The sequence below is a fragment of the Flagellimonas alvinocaridis genome (genome assembly GCF_965248585.1).
In the GTDB taxonomy this organism is placed as follows: Bacteria; Bacteroidota; Bacteroidia; order Flavobacteriales; family Flavobacteriaceae; genus Flagellimonas; species Flagellimonas alvinocaridis.
This window is the reverse complement of the sequence record NZ_OZ252111.1, coordinates 3,096,344-3,120,515: the sequence shown is the minus strand read 5'-3', so window position 1 is coordinate 3,120,515 and position 24,172 is coordinate 3,096,344. Positions and strand designations below refer to the sequence as shown.

The 24,172-nt window shown below is 42.2% G+C and carries 24 protein-coding genes and 1 tRNA gene; 16 read left to right on the top strand and 9 right to left on the bottom strand.

All coding sequences use genetic code 11. The annotated features are described in order from the left end of the window. The 6 genes from galE to ACP14V_RS13980 all read left to right on the top strand — a co-directional run bounded on the left by galE (position 1) and on the right by ACP14V_RS13980 (position 7,533). A complete protein-coding gene (gene galE / locus ACP14V_RS14005) occupies positions 1-1,017 on the top strand; it encodes a UDP-glucose 4-epimerase GalE (RefSeq protein ID WP_272608628.1) in 1,017 nt (338 codons plus the stop codon). A 137-nt stretch (positions 1,018-1,154) separates the two neighbouring features. Then, positions 1,155-2,432, top strand: coding sequence for a metal-dependent hydrolase family protein (locus ACP14V_RS14000; RefSeq protein ID WP_272608627.1), 1,278 nt, complete (start codon positions 1,155-1,157; stop codon positions 2,430-2,432). 32 nt (positions 2,433-2,464) lie between these two features. Beyond that, positions 2,465-2,821, top strand: a complete 357-nt coding sequence (locus ACP14V_RS13995; protein WP_272608626.1) for a hypothetical protein — start codon at positions 2,465-2,467, stop codon at positions 2,819-2,821. A gap of 97 nt (positions 2,822-2,918) precedes the next feature. Continuing rightward, on the top strand, positions 2,919-5,717 hold the full coding sequence (locus tag ACP14V_RS13990) for a 2-oxoglutarate dehydrogenase E1 component (protein ID WP_272608625.1): 2,799 nt from the start codon (positions 2,919-2,921) through the stop codon (positions 5,715-5,717). A 21-nt stretch (positions 5,718-5,738) separates the two neighbouring features. Further along, positions 5,739-6,956: a 2-oxoglutarate dehydrogenase complex dihydrolipoyllysine-residue succinyltransferase gene (odhB, locus tag ACP14V_RS13985; RefSeq protein ID WP_272608624.1), complete on the top strand. Its 1,218-nt coding sequence runs from the start codon at positions 5,739-5,741 to the stop codon at positions 6,954-6,956. A gap of 64 nt (positions 6,957-7,020) precedes the next feature. Beyond that, positions 7,021-7,533, top strand: a complete 513-nt coding sequence (locus tag ACP14V_RS13980; protein WP_272608623.1) for a GNAT family N-acetyltransferase — start codon at positions 7,021-7,023, stop codon at positions 7,531-7,533. Between the two features lie 6 nt (positions 7,534-7,539). Here the strand turns inward: ACP14V_RS13980 and ACP14V_RS13975 are convergent, their stop codons facing one another. Beyond that, positions 7,540-7,983, bottom strand: a complete 444-nt coding sequence (locus tag ACP14V_RS13975) for a retropepsin-like aspartic protease (protein ID WP_272608622.1) — start codon at positions 7,981-7,983, stop codon at positions 7,540-7,542. A gap of 101 nt (positions 7,984-8,084) precedes the next feature. Between ACP14V_RS13975 and ACP14V_RS13970 the strand changes: the two genes are divergently transcribed. The 10 genes from ACP14V_RS13970 to ACP14V_RS13925 all read left to right on the top strand — a co-directional run bounded on the left by ACP14V_RS13970 (position 8,085) and on the right by ACP14V_RS13925 (position 14,456). Beyond that, the gene (locus tag ACP14V_RS13970) at positions 8,085-8,852 is read left to right on the top strand and encodes a TatD family hydrolase (RefSeq protein WP_272608621.1); all 768 of its coding nucleotides are present in this window, start codon (positions 8,085-8,087) and stop codon (positions 8,850-8,852) included. Then, positions 8,849-9,886 (top strand): asparaginase, encoded by a 1,038-nt coding sequence (locus ACP14V_RS13965; RefSeq protein WP_272608620.1) that lies wholly within the window; start codon positions 8,849-8,851, stop codon positions 9,884-9,886. The genes ACP14V_RS13970 and ACP14V_RS13965 overlap by 4 nt, the downstream gene beginning before the upstream one ends. A gap of 65 nt (positions 9,887-9,951) precedes the next feature. Continuing rightward, a tRNA-Ser gene (locus ACP14V_RS13960) sits at positions 9,952-10,039 on the top strand. Between the two features lie 78 nt (positions 10,040-10,117). After that, entirely contained in the window at positions 10,118-10,852 is a 735-nt protein-coding gene (locus ACP14V_RS13955; protein WP_136566660.1) for a MotA/TolQ/ExbB proton channel family protein, read from the top strand. Between the two features lie 26 nt (positions 10,853-10,878). After that, positions 10,879-11,316: a hypothetical protein gene (locus ACP14V_RS13950; protein WP_136566661.1), complete on the top strand. Its 438-nt coding sequence runs from the start codon at positions 10,879-10,881 to the stop codon at positions 11,314-11,316. Between the two features lie 12 nt (positions 11,317-11,328). Further along, positions 11,329-11,934, top strand: coding sequence for an ExbD/TolR family protein (locus ACP14V_RS13945; RefSeq protein WP_272608619.1), 606 nt, complete (start codon positions 11,329-11,331; stop codon positions 11,932-11,934). 14 nt (positions 11,935-11,948) lie between these two features. Beyond that, complete coding sequence (locus ACP14V_RS13940; RefSeq protein ID WP_272608618.1) at positions 11,949-12,431, top strand: ExbD/TolR family protein; 483 nt, start codon at positions 11,949-11,951, stop codon at positions 12,429-12,431. A 153-nt stretch (positions 12,432-12,584) separates the two neighbouring features. Further along, entirely contained in the window at positions 12,585-13,208 is a 624-nt protein-coding gene (locus ACP14V_RS13935; RefSeq protein WP_272608617.1) for an ExbD/TolR family protein, read from the top strand. 6 nt (positions 13,209-13,214) lie between these two features. Beyond that, on the top strand, positions 13,215-13,682 hold the full coding sequence (locus tag ACP14V_RS13930) for an ExbD/TolR family protein (protein ID WP_272608616.1): 468 nt from the start codon (positions 13,215-13,217) through the stop codon (positions 13,680-13,682). An 81-nt stretch (positions 13,683-13,763) separates the two neighbouring features. Further along, the gene (locus tag ACP14V_RS13925; protein ID WP_272608615.1) at positions 13,764-14,456 is read left to right on the top strand and encodes a porin family protein; all 693 of its coding nucleotides are present in this window, start codon (positions 13,764-13,766) and stop codon (positions 14,454-14,456) included. Here ACP14V_RS13925 and ACP14V_RS13920 read toward each other — a convergent pair. The 8 genes from ACP14V_RS13920 to rpsB all read right to left on the bottom strand — a co-directional run bounded on the left by ACP14V_RS13920 (position 14,451) and on the right by rpsB (position 24,004). Then, complete coding sequence (locus ACP14V_RS13920; protein WP_136566664.1) at positions 14,451-15,053, bottom strand: hypothetical protein; 603 nt, start codon at positions 15,051-15,053, stop codon at positions 14,451-14,453. The two genes, ACP14V_RS13925 and ACP14V_RS13920, sit on opposite strands and share 6 nt — an antisense overlap. Then, on the bottom strand, positions 15,053-16,510 hold the full coding sequence (gene rpoN / locus ACP14V_RS13915) for an RNA polymerase factor sigma-54 (RefSeq protein ID WP_424987531.1): 1,458 nt from the start codon (positions 16,508-16,510) through the stop codon (positions 15,053-15,055). Before rpoN ends, ACP14V_RS13920 begins: the two co-directional genes overlap by 1 nt. Before the next feature lie 46 nt (positions 16,511-16,556). Continuing rightward, entirely contained in the window at positions 16,557-17,990 is a 1,434-nt protein-coding gene (gene asnS / locus ACP14V_RS13910; RefSeq protein ID WP_272608613.1) for an asparagine--tRNA ligase, read from the bottom strand. Between the two features lie 90 nt (positions 17,991-18,080). Continuing rightward, positions 18,081-20,477 carry an efflux RND transporter permease subunit gene (locus tag ACP14V_RS13905; protein ID WP_136566667.1) on the bottom strand — a complete coding sequence of 799 codons (2,397 nt, stop codon included), beginning with the start codon at positions 20,475-20,477 and terminating at the stop codon, positions 18,081-18,083. A gap of 75 nt (positions 20,478-20,552) precedes the next feature. Then, on the bottom strand, positions 20,553-21,107 hold the full coding sequence (frr, locus tag ACP14V_RS13900) for a ribosome recycling factor (protein WP_136566668.1): 555 nt from the start codon (positions 21,105-21,107) through the stop codon (positions 20,553-20,555). Positions 21,108-21,150: 43 nt separating this feature from the next. Continuing rightward, positions 21,151-21,858, bottom strand: coding sequence for a UMP kinase (pyrH, locus tag ACP14V_RS13895; protein ID WP_136566669.1), 708 nt, complete (start codon positions 21,856-21,858; stop codon positions 21,151-21,153). Between the two features lie 140 nt (positions 21,859-21,998). Further along, the gene (tsf, locus tag ACP14V_RS13890) at positions 21,999-22,823 is read right to left on the bottom strand and encodes a translation elongation factor Ts (protein WP_136566670.1); all 825 of its coding nucleotides are present in this window, start codon (positions 22,821-22,823) and stop codon (positions 21,999-22,001) included. Positions 22,824-22,903: 80 nt separating this feature from the next. Further along, positions 22,904-24,004 (bottom strand): 30S ribosomal protein S2, encoded by a 1,101-nt coding sequence (rpsB, locus tag ACP14V_RS13885; RefSeq protein ID WP_272608612.1) that lies wholly within the window; start codon positions 24,002-24,004, stop codon positions 22,904-22,906. Positions 24,005-24,172: the final 168 nt, after the last annotated feature.

The following is a 24,172-nucleotide window of genomic DNA, read 5'->3' as shown; positions in this document are numbered from 1 at the left end:
ATGAAAATACTTGTAACAGGAGGATTGGGGTACATAGGTTCCCATACTGTTGTTGAATTACAGAACGAAGGCTTTGAAGTGGTTGCCATTGACAACCTCTCCAACTCATCCAAAGATGTTTTGGAAGGTATAGAGGCCATCACAGGAAAGAAACCCATTTTTGAAGAGTTGGATTTAAGGGAAAAAACCAAAGTCCAAGATTTTTTTGCAAGACATGGTGATGTTGCTGGGGTGATCCATTTCGCAGCATCCAAAGCTGTGGGCGAGAGTATGGAAAACCCCTTGCTCTACTACGAAAACAACCTTGGGGTTCTGGTGTACATTTTGCAGGAATTGATTAAAAAGAACAACTCCAATTTTATTTTCAGTTCTTCCTGTACGGTATATGGCGAAGCTGATGAAATGCCCATTACGGAAGATGCACCGGTTAAATCTGCCGAATCTCCCTACGGAAATACAAAACAGGTTGGAGAGGAAATCATTTATGATACATGTCGGGTAAATGCCAACCTAAATGCCATTGCACTTCGTTATTTTAATCCCATTGGCGCACATCCAACGGCACATATTGGGGAACTTCCCATTGGGGTACCGCAAAACTTGGTGCCTTACATTACACAAACAGGGGTTGGACTTCGGGAGCAGCTTTCTGTGTTTGGTAATGACTACCCTACGGAAGATGGTACCTGTATAAGGGATTACATTCATGTAGTCGATTTGGCAAAAGCCCATGTTGTTGCCTTAAAGCGCTTGATTAATGGGAATAACCAAGAGAACTACGAGGTCTTCAATTTGGGTACAGGAAAAGGAAGCTCGGTATTGGAAGTGATTCAAAGTTTTGAACGCGTGTCAGGAAAAGAACTCAATTATAAGATCGTGGATAGAAGGGCGGGGGATATTATACAAGCTTATGCAAATACCCAAAAGGCCAATGAAGTGTTGGGTTGGAAAGCCAAATCTTCTTTGGATGAAGCCCTGAAATCTGCATGGGATTGGGAGCTTAAAGTAAGAAGCTAGAGTTTTTATGATCCATTGGAATAGTGAAGCCTGCCCATTGGACAGGCTTTTTTATTCAAGAGTCCTGGGGTTCTGATTTTAGGTTATCACGGAATGGATACTTACATTAGTCAAACTAATTGACTAAACCCTTTAAAATGAAAAAACTCATCTTTCTTTCCGTATTGCTTTTTAGTACCCTGGCATTGGCTCAAGAAACCTATCTCCATTGTGGGCGTTTATTGGATGTGAAATCAGGTAAAATGCTTACCGAGAAAACCATAATTGTTTCGGGAAATAGTATTAAATCCATTGAGAATGGGTATAAAACTGGCGGCTCGGAAGATACGGTGGTGGATTTGAAGAACAAGACCGTAATGCCTGGATTCATAGATATGCACGTGCATATTGAAGGTCAGTCCAGTCCAAATACCTACATCCAAAGGTTTACTTTAAATGATGCTGATGTAGCATTTCAATCAACAATATATGCCAAAAACACCTTAATGGCGGGCTTTACCACCGTTCGCGATTTAGGTGGAAGCGGGGTCAACATCGCACTTCGAAATGCCATAAACAAAGGGGTTGTTATGGGACCAAGGATTTTTACGGCAGGTAAGGCCATTGGTACAACAGGAGGCCATGCGGATCCAACCAATGGGATGAAGAAAGATTTAATGGGAGATCCCGGTCCCAAGGAAGGGGTGGTTAATTCTCCTGAAGATGGAAAAAAAGCGGTTAGGCAACGTTATAAAGATGGGGCGGATGTTATTAAAATCACCGCTACGGGAGGAGTGCTCAGTGTGGCCAAGAGTGGACAGAACCCGCAATTCACCATTGAAGAAATAAAGGCGATTACAGAGACCGCAAAAGACTACAACATGCTCACTGCGGCCCATGCCCATGGTGATGAAGGAATGCAAAGGGCCATTTTGGGTGGTATCAAAACCATTGAGCATGGAACACTAATGAGTGAGGAAACCATGGATCTCATGGTAAAGCACAATACCTATTTGGTGCCTACGATCACTGCAGGCAAGGAAGTTACTGAAAATGCCAAAAAGCCAGGATACTTTCCCGATGTGGTGGCCAAGAAGGCCAGTGAAATAGGCCCAAAAATTCAAGCTACCTTCCAGAAAGCCTATAAAAAAGGAGTCCCAATTGCTTTTGGAACCGATGCCGCTGTTTTTCCACATGGTGAAAACGCACGCGAGTTTGTATACATGGTAGAGGCGGGGATGCCTGTAGTGGAAGCCATAAAATCAGCTACCATTACCAATGCCCAACTTTTGGGGATGGGAGATAGTCTTGGACAGCTCAAGGAAGGGTTTTTGGCAGACATTGTCGCGGTGAACGAAAATCCAGAGAGCGATGTGAATACCTTAAGGAATGTAGTTTTTGTGATGAAAGAAGGTGAATTAGTCAAGTCCGAGTAAATCTTTTTTACCGGATAGGACGTACATACCATATGCTGTCCAACTTTAACAACAGTCTGGAACTTTTGGAAATGGCCCAAAAGGAGCAATTGTACCAGAATCTACTGCTCCAACTGGAAAAGGACTTTGGTTTGGCCAATGTGCCATTCAATCTTCATGAGGGTATCACACCGACCGAACTCAAAAGTCTTCTCCATGAAAAAATCTATGTGCTCATTGTTGAAAAATTCCCTCAATACCTAAATCTACTCTATGTGGTGGATATTCCAGAGGAAGAGATTAGAAATTTACCTTTTTCCGATGTAGTGGACCTATCGGCACAAGTGGCATTTTTGGTCTTGAAAAGAGAATGGCAGAAAGTTTGGTACAAACACAAATATCACACCTAAAAGTTTTTTTTGATTAAATGCAACTTTGTAGGCCAACTGTTGTATTTGTTGTATTTTTGATAAAATTTTTAGATAGGTTTTTAGCTATTAGCTGTCCATGGACAAATATTCATTTTTAAACGCAGCACACACCTCATTTTTTGCGGAGCTGTACGATAAATATCTTACGAACCCCGATAGTGTGGAGCCCAGTTGGAGGGCTTTTTTTCAAGGATTTGATTTCGGAATGGAAAGCTCCTTGGAAGATTTGGGGATAGATTCCGGCAATACCGGCACGGTAATTCTTGCCAATGGGAAACAGGTGGAAATGCCCGAAACCCTGCAAAAGGAGTTTCAGGTCATCCGTTTGATAGATGGGTACCGTTCCCGAGGGCACCTCTTTACCAAAACCAACCCGGTAAGGGAAAGAAGAAAGTATGAGCCTACTTTGGAGATTGCCAACTTTGGCCTGTCCGAAGCGGATATGGATACCATTTTTGATGCTGGAAAGATTCTGGGAATCGGTTCCACATCTTTGAAGGAAATTGTGGCCCATTTGGAGCGTATTTATTGCGATTCCATTGGGGTGGAATATATGTACATCCGTACCCCTGAACGTATCCAATGGATTCAGGATTGGCTCAACGTAAACGACAACCATCCCAATTTCAGTCCGGGAGAAAAAAAGGCCATCCTTAGAAAATTAAATGAGGCCGTTTCCTTTGAAAGCTTTTTGCATACCAAATATGTGGGTCAGAAACGATTTTCTTTGGAAGGTGGAGAGTCTTTGATTCCTGCTTTGGATGCAATCATAGAAAAGGCAGCGGATAGCGGGGTGAAACAATTTGTAATGGGAATGGCCCACCGTGGCCGTTTGAATGTGCTGACCAACATCTTCGGGAAATCTCCCAAGGACATTTTCAGTGAGTTCGATGGAAAAGATTATGAAGAGACCATCTTTGATGGGGATGTAAAGTATCACCTTGGGTGGACTTCCATGCGGGAGACCGATTCCGGAAAGATGGTGAATATGAACATTGCACCCAACCCTTCGCATTTGGAAACCGTAAATGCCATTGTTGAAGGGATAACCCGTGCAAAACAAGACCGTGACCATGCCAACAATGTTTCAGAGGTCCTACCTATTTTGGTGCATGGCGATGCGGCCTTTGCGGCACAAGGTGTGGTTTATGAAATTATACAAATGGCCCGTTTGGACGGGTATGCTACCGGGGGGACTATCCATATCGTGGTAAATAACCAGATCGGGTTTACCACCAACTATCTGGATGCCCGTTCCTCTACCTATTGTACCGATGTGGGTAAGGTTACCCTGTCCCCCGTATTGCACGTCAATGCGGATGATGCCGAAGCTGTGGTGCATGCTTCCATTTTTGCATTGGAGTACAGAATGCGATACAAGCGAGATATTTTCTTGGATCTATTGGGTTATAGAAAATATGGGCATAACGAAGGGGATGAGCCGAAGTTCACACAACCTTTGCTGTACAAGTCCATATCCAAGCACCAGAACCCAAGGGATATCTATGCAGAGAAACTGATTGCCGAGGGCATTATTGACAAGGACTACGTAAGAAATCTGGAGGAGGAATACAAAAAGAACCTTGAAGAAAACCTTCTCGATTCCAGAAAAATAGAGAAAACAAGAATAACCCCTTTCATGCAAGATGAATGGGAAGGATTTGGCCAAGTGACCGAAGATACCATGTTGGAAACCATGGATACTTCATACGACCTGAAAAAGTTGACAGAAATCGCCAAAGGAATCACTGCGCTTCCTGAAGGCAAGAAGTTTCTGAGAAAGCTGGAGCGATTGGTGGAGGCACGCCATAAAATGTACTTTGAGGACAATCAGCTGGATTGGGCCATGGGCGAACTTTTGGCCTACGGCTCCCTGATCGAGGAAGGTTTCGATGTGCGTATGACCGGTCAAGACGTGGAGCGGGGTACCTTCTCCCATCGTCATGCTGTGATCAAGACAGAGATGCACGAGGAAGAGGTAACTTTGTTGAATGAACTTGGGGACAACCAAAATGGGAAGTTCCATATCTATAATTCCTTATTGTCGGAGTATGCGGTAATGGGATTTGACTATGGGTATTCCATGGCAAGCCCTAAGACGCTTACCATTTGGGAGGCTCAGTTTGGGGATTTCAGTAATGGAGCCCAGATCATTATTGATCAATACCTGTCTTCCGCCGAAGATAAATGGAAATTGCAGAACGGTTTGGTGCTGTTGTTGCCACATGGGTATGAAGGGCAAGGAGCTGAACACTCATCCGCTAGAATGGAGCGGTACCTTCAGTTGTGTGCCAAGGACAATATGTATGTGGCAGATGTCACTACACCGGCCAACCTGTTCCATTTGTTGCGTAGACAGATGAAAGCCGATTACAGGAAACCTTTGGTAGTATTCACGCCAAAGAGTTTGTTGAGGCATCCTAAAGTGGTTTCCACCAAAGAGGAAATGGCCAATGGAAGCTTCCAAATGGTAATCGATGATGCCGAGGCAAAAGCAGCCAAAGTCAAAACATTGGTGTTCTGTACCGGAAAGTTCTATTATGATCTCTTGGATAAACGGGAAGAATTGAAAAGGGATGATGTGGCCTTGGTGCGTGTGGAGCAATTGTTCCCCTTGCCAACAGGCGAGATGCAGAACATCATCAAGAAGTATAAAAATGCAGACGACATTGTTTGGGCTCAAGAAGAACCTAGAAATATGGGTGCTTGGGGGCATTTGATGATGCATTTTGATGAAGCCAAACAATTCAGGGTGGCTTCACGAAGATTTTATGGAGCTCCCGCCGCAGGAAGTGCGGTGCGTTCCCAAAGAAGGCATGCCCAAGTGTTGGAGTATGTCTTTGACAAGAGTAAGGACAATATGTTAATTCGATAATAAAGTATAAACGCGTATAGCATGGTACTAGAAATGAAAGTTCCCTCTCCTGGGGAATCCATTACAGAGGTTGAGATAGCCGAGTGGTTGGTAGAGGATGGAGATTATGTGGAAAAGGATCAAGCCATTGCAGAGGTTGACTCGGACAAGGCAACATTGGAACTTCCTGCGGAAGAAAGTGGAATTATAACGATAAAAGCTGAAGTAGGGGATGCTGTGGCGGTCGGCGAAGTGGTGTGTCTTATTGATACCAGTGCCAAAAAACCAGAAGGAGATGCTCCCAAGGCAGAAGCCAAAGAGGAACCCAAAAAAGAAGAACCTAAGGCAGAAGCCAAGAAAGCCGAGCCTAAAAAGGAAACTTACGCCTCTGGTACACCTTCGCCTGCAGCCAAGAAGATTTTGGATGAAAAAGGGATTGAACCTTCGTCCGTTTCTGGTACGGGTAGAGATGGTCGCATCACCAAAGAAGATGCGGTGCAAGCAGTTCCGTCCATGGGTACACCTACTGGAGGGAATAGGGGGGAGACCCGTTCCAAATTGTCCATGCTTCGTAGAAAAGTAGCAGAGCGTTTGGTAGCTGCCAAGAATGAAACCGCGATGTTGACCACCTTCAATGAGGTGGATATGTCTCCTATCTTTGAGCTACGCAATCAGTACAAGGAAGAATTTAAGGAAAAGCACGGCGTAGGCTTGGGCTTTATGTCATTCTTCACCAAGGCGGTTATCCGAGCATTGCAAATGTATCCTGCCGTAAATTCCATGATTGATGGCAAGGAGATGATTACCTATGATTTCTGCGATATCAGTATTGCCGTATCCGGCCCCAAAGGTCTTATGGTACCTGTAATCCGAAATGCGGAAAACTTGACCTTTAGGGGTGTTGAAGCTGAAGTAAAGCGTTTGGCGCTTAGGGCAAGGGATGGCCAGATTACCGTCGATGAAATGACAGGTGGTACCTTTACCATTTCCAATGGAGGGGTATTTGGTTCCATGTTGTCCACACCCATCATCAACCCACCACAAAGTGGGATTTTAGGAATGCACAACATTGTAGAGCGCCCCATTGTTAGGGACGGTGCCATTGCCATTGCGCCTATTATGTATGTGGCATTGTCCTACGATCATAGAATCATTGACGGAAAAGAGTCCGTTGGTTTCTTGGTAGCGGTCAAGGAAGCTTTGGAAAGCCCGGTGGAGCTGTTGATGGATGGTGATGTGAAAAAAGCTCTGGAGCTTTAAATCGTAGGGTTTTAGTGAGGTTAATGTGGATGCCTCTCTTTCAAACAACTTAAAGTATCGAAAAATGCTGATTACCAACAGCACCAGAAACGATATTCCCGAAATTTTTAGGCTTTATAAACTGGCCACCGATTTTCAGAAAGTGAAGTTTCCTGAGAACCAGTGGCCTGAATTTAGCCATGAATTAGTGGTTACAGAGGTCGATGACAACCGACAATTTAAGTTGTTGATCAATGGTGAGATTGCTTGCGTGTGGGCCATAACATTCAGGGACCCCCAAATCTGGGAGGAAAAGGACAACGAATTTTCCATATATATCCATAGAATTGCTACCAACCCAAATTTTAGGGGCGGGAATTTTGTTGCAAAGATTTTGGATTGGGCCACCGATTTTGCGAAAGCCACCGATAAGAAATTTATCCGAATGGATACGTGTGGAAAAAATGATGGCCTAATAGGACATTATACCAAAAGTGGCTTTGAATTTTTAGGAATTCGGAAGCTTAAGAATACTTCAGATTTACCAGCTCACTACCACAATGCAGATGTTTGCTTTTTTGAAAAGAAATTGAGGTGAAGGTGTCTACTTTAATTTTAGATAAAGGCATTTTTTGTCGTAATCAATAACAGCTTTACCTTTTTTAAGAATATCGGCCCCAATAATGCCATCCACAGGCAATGCGTTATGGGAGGTAAGGGCTTTGTTTACATGTACTAGATCAAAGAGAACGATTTTAAGCCGACTCTTTTTCCAATCCCCTATTTTGATTTTGTTTTTGGTAGAAATCAAGGTTTCCATTTCGGTGGCCCCAGCCCCTGCGGCTTTTACATCGGTGCTTTCGGAAACCATCTTGAAAAAATCAATCCTGTCCATTCCCACACAAGTGTTGGAAGCTCCGGTATCCAAAATAAACCTTCCTGTAACCCCATTGATTTTGGCGGCAATTTCAAAATGGTTGGTCTCGGTGAACGTTAAGAGTACCTTGGTGTAGCTTTTGGTTTTCAGAAATTTTTTAAGTGATGCCATATGGTTGATTGAGAGATGTCATCCTGAGCCCAGTCGAAGCATCTATGTGTAATATGCAAAACAAAGTTTTGGAAGGTCTAAGATAAGCCTATTTTTGCGATATGATTATAACAGACACCCACACCCATCTTTATAGCGAGGCCTTTGACGGTGATAGAAAAGAAATGATGCAGCGTGCGTTGGATGCCGGGGTGCAGCGTTTCTTCATTCCCGCCATTGATTCCACCTATACCCAGTCCATGTTGGATTTGGAAAAGGAATATCCAGAAAATGTGTTTTTAATGATGGGGTTGCATCCTACGCACGTCAAAGAAAACTACAAGGAGGAATTGGTACAGGTCGAGGAATGGTTGTCCAAACGGAAGTTTTATGCCGTTGGCGAAATAGGTATCGACCTATATTGGGACAAAACTTTTTTGAAGCAACAGCAAGATGCTTTCGTGTATCAAATACGTCTAGCCAAGAAACATGGTTTGCCCATTGTAATTCATTGTAGGGAGTCGTTTGATGAAATCTTTGAGATTTTGGAACAGGAAAAAGGAGATGGTCTATTTGGAATTTTTCATTGTTTTACGGGGACTTTGGAGCAAGCCCATCAAGCCATTTCCTATGGTATGAAATTGGGGATTGGCGGGGTGGCCACTTTCAAAAATGGAAAAATCGACCAATTTTTAGATCAAATCGATTTGGAACATATAGTTTTGGAAACGGATTCGCCCTATTTGGCGCCGGTTCCATATAGGGGAAAGCGAAATGAAAGTGCCTATATTAGTAAGGTGTTGGAAAAGCTATCGGATATCTATGGAAAATCCATTGAAGAAATTGCGTCAGTGACCACCAAGAATTCCCAAAAGGTATTTAATATATGACCGCGAAGCAAAAAAGCAAAATTCTACTGATTTATACCGGCGGCACCATTGGTATGGTTAAGGATTATAAGACCGGGGCTTTGCGTGCTTTCAATTTTGATGAGCTCATCAAGAATATCCCGGAGTTGAACCAATTGGATTGTACCTTGACCGGAGTTTCATTTGAAAAGCCTATAGATTCATCCAATATGAATCCAAGGTATTGGGCCACAATAGCTTCAATGATTGAAGAAAACTATGTGGATTATGATGGTTTTGTTGTGCTTCACGGAAGCGATACCATGAGCTATTCCGCATCGGCCTTGAGCTTTATGTTGGAGAACCTGACCAAGCCAGTCATCTTCACAGGGTCTCAATTGCCTATTGGCGATTTGCGAACCGATGCCAAGGAGAATTTGATAACATCAATTCAGATTGCGGCCCTGCAAGAAAATGGGAAGCCTGTAGTGCAGGAGGTGTGTCTGTACTTCGAATATAAGTTATACCGGGCCAATAGGACCACTAAAATCAATGCAGAACATTTTGAGGCATTTGCTTCCCTTAATCATCCACCTTTGGTGGAGTCAGGGGTGCATTTAAATGTGCACTATGGCAATCTACTGCCCAGAACGCCCAAGCACAAAGTCTTTCAAGTGCACAAGAATATGGACGATAATGTCGCTATCTTAAAATTATTTCCAGGTTTGAACAAGGAGGTTTTACGATCTGTATTGAACATTTCGGGTTTAAGAGCGTTGGTTTTGGAGACATACGGTGCTGGAAACGCCCCGATGGATGAATGGTTTTTGGAAGAATTGAAAATAGCCGTTAAAAAAGGATTGCACATAATTAACGTAACCCAATGCTCTGGGGGAAGTGTGTCCATGGGTCATTACGAGACCAGTGAAAAGCTTCAGGAAATGCAACTGGTTAATGGAAAGGATATTACAACTGAAGCAGCCATAACAAAGGCCATGTACCTATTGGGGAGTGATATTTCGGACGAATTGTTCAAAACCATTTTTGAAACATCACTACGTGGGGAAATGCTGTAAAATTAACGCCTCAAATTTCTAAAACTGATTATTTTTTCGTTTATTGGTCGACCCAATTGACAATTAGAGAGGTGGCCGAGTGGTCGAAGGCGCACGCCTGGAAAGTGTGTATACACCAAAAGTGTATCGAGGGTTCGAATCCCTTCCTCTCTGCTAGGTATTTTAATTTTTCAATTATAAAATTTTTATATCTTTAACATTATTAACTAACTAAATTTAAGTTTAAGAGAAATGAAAAAAGTATCCTTTACTCTGGCTGCTGCCGGAATGTTTGTTTTGGGAACAACAACTGCATCGGCTGCTATGTTGCAAGATGAAGCTGCTGCTGAAGCCAGCAAAGGTTTCACCCAAGTATTGAAAGAACAGTTTATTCAAGGAGGCCCTGCTTTTATGGGGATTGTACTTCTATGTCTAATCTTGGGATTGGCTGTTGCTATTGAGAGAATTATTTATTTGAATTTGGCAACCACTAATTCCGCTAAACTAAAGCAGCAAGTTGAGGACGCCTTGGCTTCTGGAGGTGTAGAGGCCGCCAAAGAAGTTTGTAGGAACACCAAAGGACCCGTTGCTTCCATCTTCTACCAAGGATTGGATAGAGCAGGTGAAGGTTTGGAGTCTGCAGAAAAAGCTGTTGTAGCTTATGGAGGTGTACAGATGGGGCAATTGGAGAAGAACGTTTCTTGGTTGTCTTTGTTTATCGCTATTGCGCCCATGCTTGGGTTCATGGGTACGGTAATCGGTATGATCCAGGCCTTCCAGAAAATTGCAGCGGTAGGTAACTTGAGTGCATCTTTGATTGCTGGTGATATCCAGGTGGCACTTTTGACCACGGTATTTGGTCTTATTGTTGCGATTATCCTACAGATTTTCTATAACTATATCATTGCAAAAATCGATAGTATCGTAAACGACATGGAAGACTCCTCCATATCCTTGATTGATATGTTGGCAGCACACAAGAAATAATTACGGAACTAAAACTATCGAGAGTCATGAATAAAATAATTAAAATAGCGCTTATAGTCATCGGGTTGATAGCGGCCGTTCTTTGGTTCTCTTTGCCATCAGCTGATGATCCAAATGCCATCAGTAGTGGTGCCATGAACTTTATGTTCGTGATCATGTACATATTGTTGGCCATAGCCGTCGTATCAGCAGTGTTTTTTGGACTCAAAAAACTGTTGACCACGCCTGGAAGCATTAAAAAGGCCTTGTTCGCCATAGGCGGATTGGCCATAATCGTGGCGGTATCTTACGGACTTTCCTCAGATAACATGGCTGTTGTTGAAGCTATGTCCCAAAGAGGAATTGAAACTACAGAAGGTACTGTAAAGAACATTGGAATGGGACTGAATGTGTTCTTCATCCTAACGGTATTGGCTGTACTTCTTATGGTATTGCCCGGATTGAAGAAAATGTTCGTTAAGTAAAAAAGTTAAGTTATGCCTAGAAGAAAAGGAGCCCCGGAAGTAAATGCCGGTTCCATGGCAGACATAGCGTTCCTCTTGTTGATATTTTTCTTGGTGACCACCACCATTGAAACTGATGCAGGATTGGATCGTATGTTACCGCCCATAGAGCCGCCTGAAGAAGATGTAATCATCAAGCAGAAGAACATTTTTACGGTGAACATCAACAAGAATGGTCAATTGCTAGTGGAGGACGAATTGATGAATCTGAAGAACTTAAGAAATGCAGCTACAGCATTTCTGGAGAACAACGCAGATGGGAGTTGTAACTACTGTAAGGGTAGAAAGGATGCAGCTTCATCAGATAACCCAACAAAAGCCATTATTTCTTTAAAGAATGACCGGGAGACCAAATACAGTACTTATATAACCGTTCAAAACGAATTGGTAGGTGCCTATAACGATTTGCGTAACCGGGAAGCCCAGCGTCTGTACAATCAGGATTTTACAAAAATGGAGGCTGAGTATTTAAATCCAGAAACGCCATCTGCAATTCGGGATGATTTGAAGGATAAGGTAAAGCGTATTCAGGATATGTTTCCGCAGAAACTGTCTGAAGCAGAAACATCAACCAATTAAAACTAGAATTCAGTATGGCTAAGTTTACAAAAAAGAAAGACGGGGATTTGCCAGCGGTTTCAACTGCTTCGCTTCCTGATATTGTCTTTATGTTGCTGTTCTTTTTTATGACGGTGACCACCATGAAAGATAGTTCCCTGTTGGTTGAGAACACACTTCCAAATGCAACGGAAATCAAAAAGTTGGAGAAAAAAGATCGTGTGATTTATATCTACGTTGGAAAACCAACCCAAGAATATCAAAGTGTATTTGGAACAGAACCAAGGATCCAATTGAATGACAAGTTTGCGAATGTTGAAGAAGTTGGATCATACATCTTGGCCGAACGTGCCAATAAACCGCAGGAACTTCAAAATGTATTGACTACTGCCCTAAAGGTTGACAAAAATGCCAATATGGGTCTTATAACCGATATTAAGCAACAACTTAGAGAGGTAAATGCCCTAAAGGTCAACTATACGACCTATGAAGGTGATGCTTTCAATAATTTGCAGTAAACAATAACTTAGATTTAGTGGGAAACGCTCCAAATTTTTAATTGGAGCGTTTTTTGTTTTTAAGTAGTTCTCTTTTTGTTTTTGGAATAGTTGTTGTTGCTTATCTCCTTGAGTACCAATAAGGAGTATCAATGCCAGCTAAACTTTTTAATTATGAACAGGAATAGAGAGAATCCCGAAGTAAATGCGGGGTCAATGGCAGATATTGCTTTTCTGCTATTGATCTTTTTCTTGGTGACCGCAACCATACAGACCGATGTTGGTCTGGACAGAAAACTACCTCCTAAGGAAACCATTCCTCCTCCCCCCGTAAATGAACGTAATATTTTTAGGGTAAGCCTAAATAAAAATGACGAGCTCTTTGTGGAGGATGGTATTATGGAATTGGAAAATCTTAAAATTGCTGCAATGGCATTTTTGGACAATGGAGGCGTTCCAAAAGGAAATGAGAATCATTGTGGGTATTGTAAGGGAACTGGAAGCCCTGATGCTTCTGATAATCCTGTAAAGGCCGTCATATCGTTCAATAGCGATCGCGAAGCTTCGTATGGAATGTATGTAAGCGTACAGGATGCATTAACGGCAGCTTACAACGAATTGAGGAACAGGGAATCCCAAAGACTTTATGGGAAGAATTATGTGGATATGGAGGAATCGTATTATTCCGATGATATGTCCCATGAGGAGAAAATGGCCCTGCAACGGGAGATTGAAACGATTCGGGATATGTTCCCTATGAAACTTTCGGAGGCAGAAACCATATCCAAACTAAACTAAGACATTATGAAAAGCATTAGAAATAGTAAAAAAGCACAGCCTGCCATATCAACGGCAGCTTTACCGGACATTGTTTTCATTTTATTGTTCTTTTTTATGACGGTGACCACAATTAAGTCGGAAACATTGTTGGTGGACAATAACTTGCCCCAAGCGAACCAAGTAAAAAAGCTTGAGAAAAAGGATAGGGTTATTGAAATATATGTTGGAAGGCCCAATCAAGATTTGGCAAAAGTATTGGGGTCAGAACCAAGAATCCAGTTGAACAATAAAATTGCCCATATTAATGAAGTGGGCCCCTATGTTTTACAGGAACTGGCACAAAAGCCCGATGCCATCCGAAACCTGGTCACGGTTTCCCTTAAAATAGATAAGGAGGTAAATGTTGGGGTGGTGTCAGATATAAAGGAAGAGCTTCGCAAGGTCAATTTGCTTAAAGTAAACTATACCGTCTTTCAAGGAAATCCATTATAGGGAAAACTTTGAGTAAAAGAGTAGAGTCAAAAACAATCCAAATGTGTAATTTGGGTTGTTTTTATTTAGGAATAAAGTTTAATGAAGCGCTACATAGTTCTATTCACCTTGTCATTTTCCCTTTTTTCGTTGAACGCACAGGAGGCGCAGAATCTTGGTGTTGGGGTTGATGAACGTTATCTTGAAGATCAATTCTACATCGGATTGGGATATAATCTGCTTTTTAACAGACCCAATAATACGGTACAGCGTAACCTTTCCTATAACTTACAGACCGGTTTTATAAAGGATATACCCCTTAACCTGAAAAGAACTGTAGGTTTGGGAATTGGGCTTGGGTATGCGGTCAATTCTTATTATAGTACTATTGTAGCTGCCAAAGAAGGAGATGCAATACTCTATGAGGTTATGGATCAAGCTGATTTCAAGCGTAGTAAATTGGAAACCCATGCGGTGGAGTTTCCCGTGGAGCTACGTTGGAGGACCTCAACACCAGAAGAATATAAATTTTGGCGTATCTACGCCGGAATGAAATTCGGATATGTGTTTTCAGGACGATCTAAACTGGTTATGGATAGTGGCTCAACAAGTTTCTCCAATACAGATGTACAACAGTTTCAGTATGGGCTAATACTCAATTTTGGTTACAATACGTGGAATATCCATGCCTACTATGGTCTAAATCCATTGCTCGAAGAAAGTGTTCAGTTACAAAGCGGGGAGAGCGTAGACATGAGGGCGTTGCGAATTGGGCTAATTTTCTACATTCTATAGCCAATATTTCAGTATGATTAGTTGGGAGCAAAGTCCAACAAGAAACCCAATAAGCAGTTCAGACTTGCTATGGGCCTTCAAATATAATCTTGATGTGGCCACCAAACCCGTAAATAGTGTGAAGAGGCTAATACCGAGGGTAATGTTTACCTCAAAATGGATGCTAAGTCCGATCATAAACATCAATATACTTCCCATGCCCAGCAAATGCATGCTGGTCTTAAACTTTAAAAACAATAAGATGAGCGCGGTTGCTGTGGCGGTTAAAAGTCCGGTGAAAAAGTAAAAGAGCTCCTGTACGTAGTTATTGGGGATCACCTTATATAATATCATCAAAAATAAGGCACAGCTTATATAGAGCGGGTATTTTCGTTCTTGGAGGGTAGGGAGGAAGATGGAATTAATGATTCCCAAATTTTTCAGGATAAGAAAAAAAATGATGGGGATGATTACCGTTAGGATAAAAATAGGTAGGATGTTGCCGCTCTGGATCTCCAAAGTGCTGTAAGGGGCAATAAGAAAGTAAAGGACGGTGCCACCAACCGGAATAAACAACGGGTGGAACAAGTAGGAAACAATGTTGAAAAAATGGCGCATTAGATTTCCTTTCTTAACCGGGCCACAGGAATTCCCAATTGCTCCCTGTACTTGGCCACGGTCCTACGGGCTATTGGATAGCCTCGTTCCTTAAGGATTTTTGCCAGTTTATCATCCGTTAACGGCTTTCTCTTTTCTTCGTCGCCAATAACGGTCTCCAATATTTTTTTAATCTCTTTGGTGGATACATCTTCCCCTTGCTCATTTTTCATGGCTTCGGAAAAATAATCCTTAATGAGCTTGGTGCCATAAGGAGTGTCCACATATTTGCTGTTGGCCACCCTAGATACCGTGGAGACATCCATGTCTATTTGGTCTGCAATGTCCTTTAGGATCATGGGTCGCAATTTTCGTTCATCACCAGTCAAAAAGTATTCTTTTTGATAGTTCATGATGGTGTTCATGGTGATGAAAAGGGTCTGTTGACGTTGCTTAATGGCATCTATGAACCATTTGGCAGCATCCAGTTTTTGTTTTATAAAAAGAACGGTGTCTTTTTGCGATTTGGACCTCTCTTTTGAGTCCTTGTATCCTTGAAGCATATTACTGTACTCTTTGGATACGTGCAATTCAGGAGCATTTCTCCCATTAAGGGTAAGTTCTAGTTCTCCATCCACAATTCTAATGGAAAAATCGGGTACAATATGCTCTATCATTCGGGTATTGCCCGAGTAGGAACCTCCTGGTTTGGGATTCAATCTTTCAATTTCCCCGATGGCCTCTTTAAGCTCTTCTTCGGTAATATGGTGCTTTTGGATGAGCTTGGCATAGTGCTTTTTGGTGAATTGGTCAAAAGACTTTTCCAATATATTGATGGCCAATTCAACCGAAGGCTTCTGTTCCTTGCGTTTTAGTTGGATGATAAGACACTCATCCAGTGAACGAGCACCCACCCCAGGGGGGTCCAATTCTTGGACCACTTTAAGAACGGATTCAATCTTTTTCTCATCCACATAAATGTTTTGCGTAAAGGCCAAATCATCCATGATATCGGGAAGTGGTCTACGGATATAACCACTTTCATCAACACTTCCTACCAAGAATTCCGCAATGGCCCATTCCTCATCATCCAAATAAACCGTATTGAGTTGGTTGATCAAATATTGGTTAAAGGAAATCCCAGCGGCATAGGGAATGCTTTTTTCTTCATCATCTGGACTATAGTTACTGGTTTGGGTACGATAATCCGGAATTTCGTCATCACTTAGATAGTCATCAATGTTGATGTCTTCAGCGGATATCGACTCATTGTCCGATGAGTCATCATAGGTGTCATCGAATCCGTCATCCATAGTATCGCTCTCCGCCTTTCCACTTTCAAGGGCGGGATTCTCCTCCAGTTCCTGCTTCAAACGTTGCTCAAAAGCCTGAGTAGGGAGCTGTATGAGCTTCATGAGCTGAATCTGCTGAAGAGACAGTTTCTGGGAAAGCTTAAACTGTAGATGTTGTTTTAGCATGGGGATTGAATTACAATCTTCCTACTTATAAAATTAAGAATTCCAATTAAAACTCCGCATTTTGAGGAGTTCTAGGGTACGGGATAACATCTCTAATGTTTCCCATTCCGGTTGCAAACTGCACCATACGTTCAAAACCAAGTCCAAAGCCACTATGTACGGCAGTGCCAAAACGCCTGAGGTCCAAATACCACCACAATTCTTTTTCGTCAATGTTCAATGCCTTGATTTTGTCTTGGAGAATATCCAGACGTTCCTCACGTTGCGAACCACCTACTATTTCTCCAATACCTGGAAAAAGTACATCCATGGCACGAACGGTTTTACCATCATCGTTGAGGCGCATATAAAACGCCTTGATATTGGCAGGGTAATCAAACAGGATTACGGGGCACTTAAAGTGTTTTTCCACTAAAAAGCGTTCATGTTCACTTTGTAGGTCTGCACCCCATTCATCAATGGGGAACTGGAATTTTTTCTTCTTGTTGGGTTTGCTGTTTCGCAGAATGTCAATGGCCTCGGTATAAGTAACCCTTTTAAAATTGTTCTCTACAACAAATCGGAGTTTTTCTATAAGGGCCATTTCGGAACGTTCGGCCTGTGGTTTGGCTTTTTCCTCATCCAAAAGTCGCTTTTCCAAGAATTCCAGATCATCCTGACAGTTATCCAGAACATACTGCAAAATCCATTTAATAAAATCTTCGGCCAAATCCATGTTGGCATCTAGGTCGTTGAAGGCCACTTCAGGCTCGATCATCCAAAACTCAGCCAAGTGCCTGGATGTGTTTGAGTTCTCTGCCCTAAATGTGGGGCCAAAGGTGTATACCTTGCCTAAGGCCATGGCATAGGTTTCAGCCTCTAGCTGACCAGAGACGGTAAGGTTGGTTTCTTTTCCAAAGAAATCTTCACTATAATCCACATTGCCGCTATCATCAACAGGAGGTTTTTGGGTATCCAAAGTGGTCACCCGGAACATCTCGCCAGCTCCTTCGGCATCGGAACCAGTAATGATAGGTGCGTGGAAATAATAGAATCCATTTTGCTGAAAATAGCTGTGAATGGCGAATGATAGTGCTGAACGTACCCGCATTACTGCTGAAAATGTGTTGGTGCGGACCCTTAAATGTGCCTTTTCCCGTAAAAACTCCAAAGAGTGTTTTTTGGGTTGAATGGGGTAGGTCTCTGGATCGGCCGTACCATGCACAAATACATCCGTGGCTTGGATTTCCACACTTTGTCCCTTTCCTTGGCTTTCCACCAAGGTGCCGGATATCTTTAAAGCTGCTCCAGTACTGATTTGTTTGAGCAGGGTCTCGTCAAAATTTTCAAAATCGACAACGCACTGCAGATTATGTATGCTTGAACCATCGTTCAGGGCAATAAATCGGTTACTCCTAAATGTTTTTACCCATCCATTTACTTCAACAGGTTCTCCTACGGGTTGCTTTTCAAGCAATTCTTTTATGGAATAAGACTTCATTATAAGGCTATCGTAAATTAAGGGGTAAAGATAGGTTTTTGATAAAAAATGAAAGCAATGGAATGGCCTAATTTATAGCTGTTCCGTGGATTATTTGTCTTTTGGGCCGTCCTCTTCCTTGGGCAGAATATCAATTTGAGGCTTTTTAAGGACCTGTTTGTTGGCAATGCTTCTTTCCAAAGAAAGTAATAATGAGGGCAAAAGAATCAAATTGGAAAGCATTGCAAAAAGAAGTGTGGCAGATACCAATCCGCCCAAAGCCTTTGTTCCTCCAAAACTTGAAATGATAAATACCGAGAATCCGAAGAATAATACAATGGAGGTATAGAACATGCTTACCCCGGTTTCCCGCAAGGCAGCGTAAACCGACCTTTTGATATGCCATTTGTGGGTAGCCAATTCTTGACGGTACTTGGCCAAAAAGTGAATGGTGTCATCAACCGAAATACCAAAGGCAATGCTGAATACCAAAATGGTGGAAGGCTTTATGGGTACACCCAGATACCCCATCACCCCGGCTGTTATCACCAAGGGAAGCAGGTTGGGGACCAAAGAGATAATTACCATTCGGAACGAGCGGAAGAGATAGGCCATAAAAAGTGAGATCAAACCAATGGCCAAAGCTAGCGAGAGCAATAAATTTTTGACCAGATATTTGGTGCCTTTTAAAAATAATAGGGCCTTGCCGGTCATAAAAACCTTGTATCGATCGGATGGGAAAAATTTGGCGATGGCTTGTAGTACATCTTCCTCAATCTCCTCCATGCGGTCTATTTTTACATCTCGCATAAAGGTAGTTAGACGTGCCGTTTGCCCAGTGCTGTCCACAAAACTTTCCAAAAGATTGTCATTGCCCGAAGATTTCCGGGCAGCGTCCATGATAAACGTATTCTCTTGGGAAGTGGGCAACTGATAGTATTTTGGGATGCCGTTGTAAAAAGCCTGTTTGGAATATTTGATCAGATCTACAACTGAAATGGGTCTGGACAGTTCGGGAATTTCGTCAATCGCCATACCCAGTTGGTCCATCCGTTTAAGAGTGGCAGGTTTGATCACTCCGTTTTTACGTTCGGTATCCACTACAATCTCCATGGGCATTATACCGTCGAATTCTTGTTCAAAAAACCGAATGTCCTTAAAAAAATGGGTATTTTTTGGAAGATCTTCAATTCTGCTTCCTGTAATCTTTATTTGATAGATTCCCACAATGCTTAGTATCAAAATTGCCACTGTGGTAATATAGACTGCTATTCTGTGATGGCGCACCATACGCTCCATCCAATTGACAAAAAAGTCTATCCATCTTTTGTTGAGATGCTTTAAATGCTTGGTCTTGGGAAGTGGCATAAAACTGTAGACAATGGGGATAATCAATAGGGAAAGAATGAAAATCCCAACAATATTGATAGAGGCCACAATACCAAATTCCTTAAGCAAATCGCTATCCAAAATAATAAAGGTGGCAAAGCCGGAAGCTGTGGTGATGTTGGTCATTAACGTGGCATTCCCAATTTTGGAAATGACCCGTTGAAGCGACAGGGCCTGATTTCCATGTTTATTGACCTCTTGTTGGTATTTGTTTATCAGGAAAATACAATTGGGGATTCCAATCACAATGATCAAGGGCGGAATCAACGCGGTGAGTATGGTTATTTCGTATTTCAAAAGTCCTAAAAAGCCAAAGGCCCACATTACACCAATGATCACTACACACATGGATATGAACGTGGCACGGAAACTCCGAAAGAAAAAGAAAAAAATGATTGAGGTCACCAAAAGGGCAGCAACAATAAAAATACCTATTTCATCCACGATGGATTTCGTGTTCCAAGTGCGTATGTAGGGCATGCCGGATACCCTGACATCCAATTGGGTTTCATCTTCGAAGCCTTTGACCAAGTCGCCAAGATCATTTAAGATAAACTCATTGCGTACCGCTGTGTTCATGATATCCTTGTCCAAATAGGCAATGGTCTGTATAGTGCCACTTTTGGGATTGTATACTAGATTGTCATAAAAGGGCAATTCGTTGAAGAGGTGGTTGGTGAGTGAATCAACTTCCTGTTTGGTCCTTGGAGGGTTTTTGATGAAGGGCTCCATGACAAAAGCCTGTGTTTCATCGTCCTTGACAAGTACCTTAAGATTGTCCGTGGATAAAACAAAATCAATCTCAGGGAAAGCCTCCAGTTGCTTACTGAGCTTGTTCCATCGGTTGAAGTTTTGAGGGGTGAACAAAGCAGAGTCCCGAATAGCCAATACAATGGCGTTTCCTTCTTCACCGAAAATTTTGGTAAAGGCATTGTACTCTATCGAAGCAGGATGATCGTCCGGAAGAATGTTGGCCTCAGTATTGGAAAACTGCATGTTCTTCCACTGAAGGGCCAAAAAAACAGTGAATCCTGCAATGGCAATAAGTATCAGAATCCTATTGCGAAGAATAATCCGTGCGACCTTAGGCCAAAATCCTTTAGTGAGCTTTGCTACCATTTGGGTTTTGTTGGGCGCAAAGGTAAAAAATGATCAGCTGTGTTCCTAGGAAAGCCGACAATCTATACCTTGGTTTTACACCTTCATGATTTCGGCTTCCTTTACAGATAAAATGGAGTCTACTTTTTTGCTGTACGAATCGGTCAGTTCCTGTACATCGACTTCGGCATTGCTCAATAAATCTTCGGAGATGTCCAAAGCCTTAAGCTCTTTATTGGCTTCCTGTCGGGCACTTCTAATACTTACTTTGGCATCTTCTGCTTCACTTTTGGCTTGCTTTGTAAGCTGAATTCTTCTTTCCTCTGTCAAAGGTGGTACATTGATAATAACCATTTCGCCATTGTTCATAGGGTTAAATCCTAGATTGGCATTCATAATCGCGGTTTCAATTTCACCCAAAAGATTTTTTTCCCAAGGTTGTACAGAAATAGTCCTTGCATCGGGGGTATTGATGTTGGATACTTGGGAAAGTGGGGTTTTGGAACCATAATACTCCACCATAACGGTAGATAACATCATTGGACTTGCTTTTCCGGCACGTATTTTTACCAAAGCCTTCTCTAAGTGGGTGATACTGGCATCCATGCTTTCTTTAGTGCTGTCAAGTACAAATTTTACTTCTTCGTCCATAATTTTTTAAGTTTAACTGTCTGAAATCAAAGCGTGTGCCAACTTAAATGTTGACCACGGTCCCAATATTTTCGCCTGAAACTATTTTCATAAGATTTCCCCGTGTGTTCATATCAAATACCACTATGGGAAGTTCATTTTCTTGGCTTAATGTAAATGCAGTGGTGTCCATTACTTTAAGGCCTTTGGATAGTACTTCCTTGAAAGATAGGGAATCAAATTTCGTGGCATTTTTATCCTTTTCCGGGTCTGAGGTATAGATTCCGTCAACCCGTGTGCCTTTTAAAATAACATCTGCGTCAATTTCTATGGCCCGCAATACTGCTGCGGAATCTGTTGTGAAATACGGATTACCGGTACCCCCTCCAAATATGACAACTCTTCCTTTTTCCAAATGCCGAATAGCTCTTCTTCTGATAAATGGTTCGGCTACTTCATTGATTTTGATTGCCGATTGTAGGCGGGTCTCAACACCTTGATGCTCCAGAGCACTTTGCAAGGCCAGTCCATTGATTACGGTGGCCAACATGCCCATATGGTCTCCTTGAACACGATCCATTCCTTGGCTTGTTCCCGAAAGACCCCTAAAAATGTTCCCGCCACCAATCACAATGGCCACTTCAATGCCCTTTTCTACCACAGACTTGATATCTTCGGCATATTCAGCCAATCGCTTGGCATCAATACCGTATTGTTGTTCGCCCATGAGTGCCTCGCCACTGAGTTTTAATAGAATTCTTTTGTATTGCATTGAAGGTATCTTGAAGTTCGGACAAAAATAATCAAAATTATTTATGGGGTGGATAGGCTAAAGGTCTTGATTTTGTTGGATGGAAATAAAAAAACCGCTTCCAAATGAAAGCGGTTTTTTTTAACAATCGTTGGGTTTGATTATCCCAAAGCTACTCTTTTAAAGCCAGTTACTTGCAAATCAGCATTTACTGACTTTACATATTGGGCTACACTTTGCTTGCTATCCTTGATGAAGTCTTGGTTTACCAAAGTGTTGTCCTTGAAGAAACGCTTTAATTTGCCCTTGGCGATATTGTCCAACATGGCTTCTGGCTTTCCTTCTTGACGCAATTGATCTTTTGCAATTTCAATTTCCTTGTCAATTACAGATTGATCAACACCTTCTTCGTTAAGTGCAACAGGGTTCATTGCGGCTGCTTGCATCGCTACATCCTTTGCAGCGTCAGCGGCACCATCAACATTGGCGGACAATCCAACCAAAGTGGCAATTTTGTTCCCGGCGTGGATGTATGAACCAACGAAAGGAGCACTCAATTTCTCAAAACTTCCAATCTCTATTTTCTCACCGATAACACCAGTTTGTTCGGTCAGTTTATCGGCAACTGTCATTCCATCAAAAGAGGCAGCAAGAAAATCGTCTTTGCTATCTTGGCCCAAGGCCAAATCAGCCAAATCGTTGGCTAATTTTACAAAGCTTTCATTTTTGGCAACAAAATCAGTTTCGCAATTCAATGAAATAATTACACCTTGAGTGGCATCACCATTTACTTTTGCTATTGCGGCACCTTCAGAAGAATCCCTGTCTGCTCTGTTGGCTGCAACTTTTTGGCCTTTCTTTCTTAGGATTTCAATTGCTTTGTCGAAATCACCTTCGGCTTCGACCAAAGCTTTTTTGCAATCCATCATTCCGGCTCCAGTAGTCTGTCTTAATTTATTTACCTCAGCGGCGGTAATCTTTGCCATTTTTTATGCTTTTAAAATTTATGTAAAGTAAAACACTATAAAGGTGTTTTGTTTTAGGACAATGTTAAATCAGCGTTGGTTTATTCAACCCCACCTTTTACACTGTCTTGCCATTCTTTCAATTCATCCCATTTGCCATCAGCGGCCAATTTTGCTTGTTTTGGCCATGAAGTTGGGTCTAGATGAGCCAAGTTTGAACTGGCTTCGGTTAGGATTTCCTTGATTTTTTCTGGGTCAGCTTTTGCCAGTTCAGCATAGGTTCCAATACCACTGCTTACAATTGCCTCTGCTGCTTTAGGTCCTATACCTTCTACTTTGGTAAGGTCATCGGCTTTGGCGGCTTTGGCCTTTGGGGCTTGTTCCTCTTTCTTAGGGGCTGGCTTAGCTTTTTTTGGAGCTTTGGCTTCAGTGGCATCATCGTCATCATCTTCAGCAACAACAGCTTTTGCAACTACTTCTTCCTCTTCCTCCTTATCGTCTTGTTTGTCATTTTTGCGCTCGGCCAAACCTTCAGCAACTGCTTTGGTTACTTCCTCCAAGATGGCTTCTATGGATTTACCGGCATCGTCGTTGGCAGGAATCACATAATCAATAGGTCTTGGGTCTGAGTTGGTATCCACCATTGCAAAAATGGGAATGTTCAATTTTTGGGCTTCTTTTACGGCTATATGCTCTCGCATGGTGTCCACTATGAAGATAGCACCTGGCAAACGGGTCATATCAGCTATTGAGCCCAAGTTTTTGTCCAGTTTTGCACGTAAACGGTCTACTTGCAATCTTTCTTTTTTGGAAAGGGTGTTAAAAGTCCCGTCCTTTTTCATGCGATCAATTGCAGCCATTTTTTTAACGGCCTTACGAATGGTTACAAAGTTGGTCAACATACCACCGGGCCATCTTTCAGTGATGTACGGCATGTTTACCTTGGATACTTTGTCTGCAACAATATCCTTGGCTTGTTTTTTTGTGGCTACGAAAAGGATTTTTCTGCCAGAAGCGGCAATTTTCTTTAGGGCTTCGTTGGCCTCTTCTAGTTTAGCAACCGTTTTGTAAAGGTTGATAACGTGGATTCCGTTGCGCTCCATGTAGATGTAGGGCGCCATGTTGGGATTCCACTTTCTGGTTAGGTGTCCAAAATGCACACCTGCTTCCAATAAGTCTTTGACTTCGATTTTACTTGCCATTTTTTGTACTTAGTTTACGTTCCGTTGTAGTAGCAATAAAGAGGTGGTCACAAAAGTTCGCCCTCTCCATTTAGATGCTAAACTAAATTCCAAAAAGTCGATTTTTTTCCTTTTGGAACAACGACAACTTGGTTAAAAATTTAACCCTGAAAATAAATTCAGGGTTTT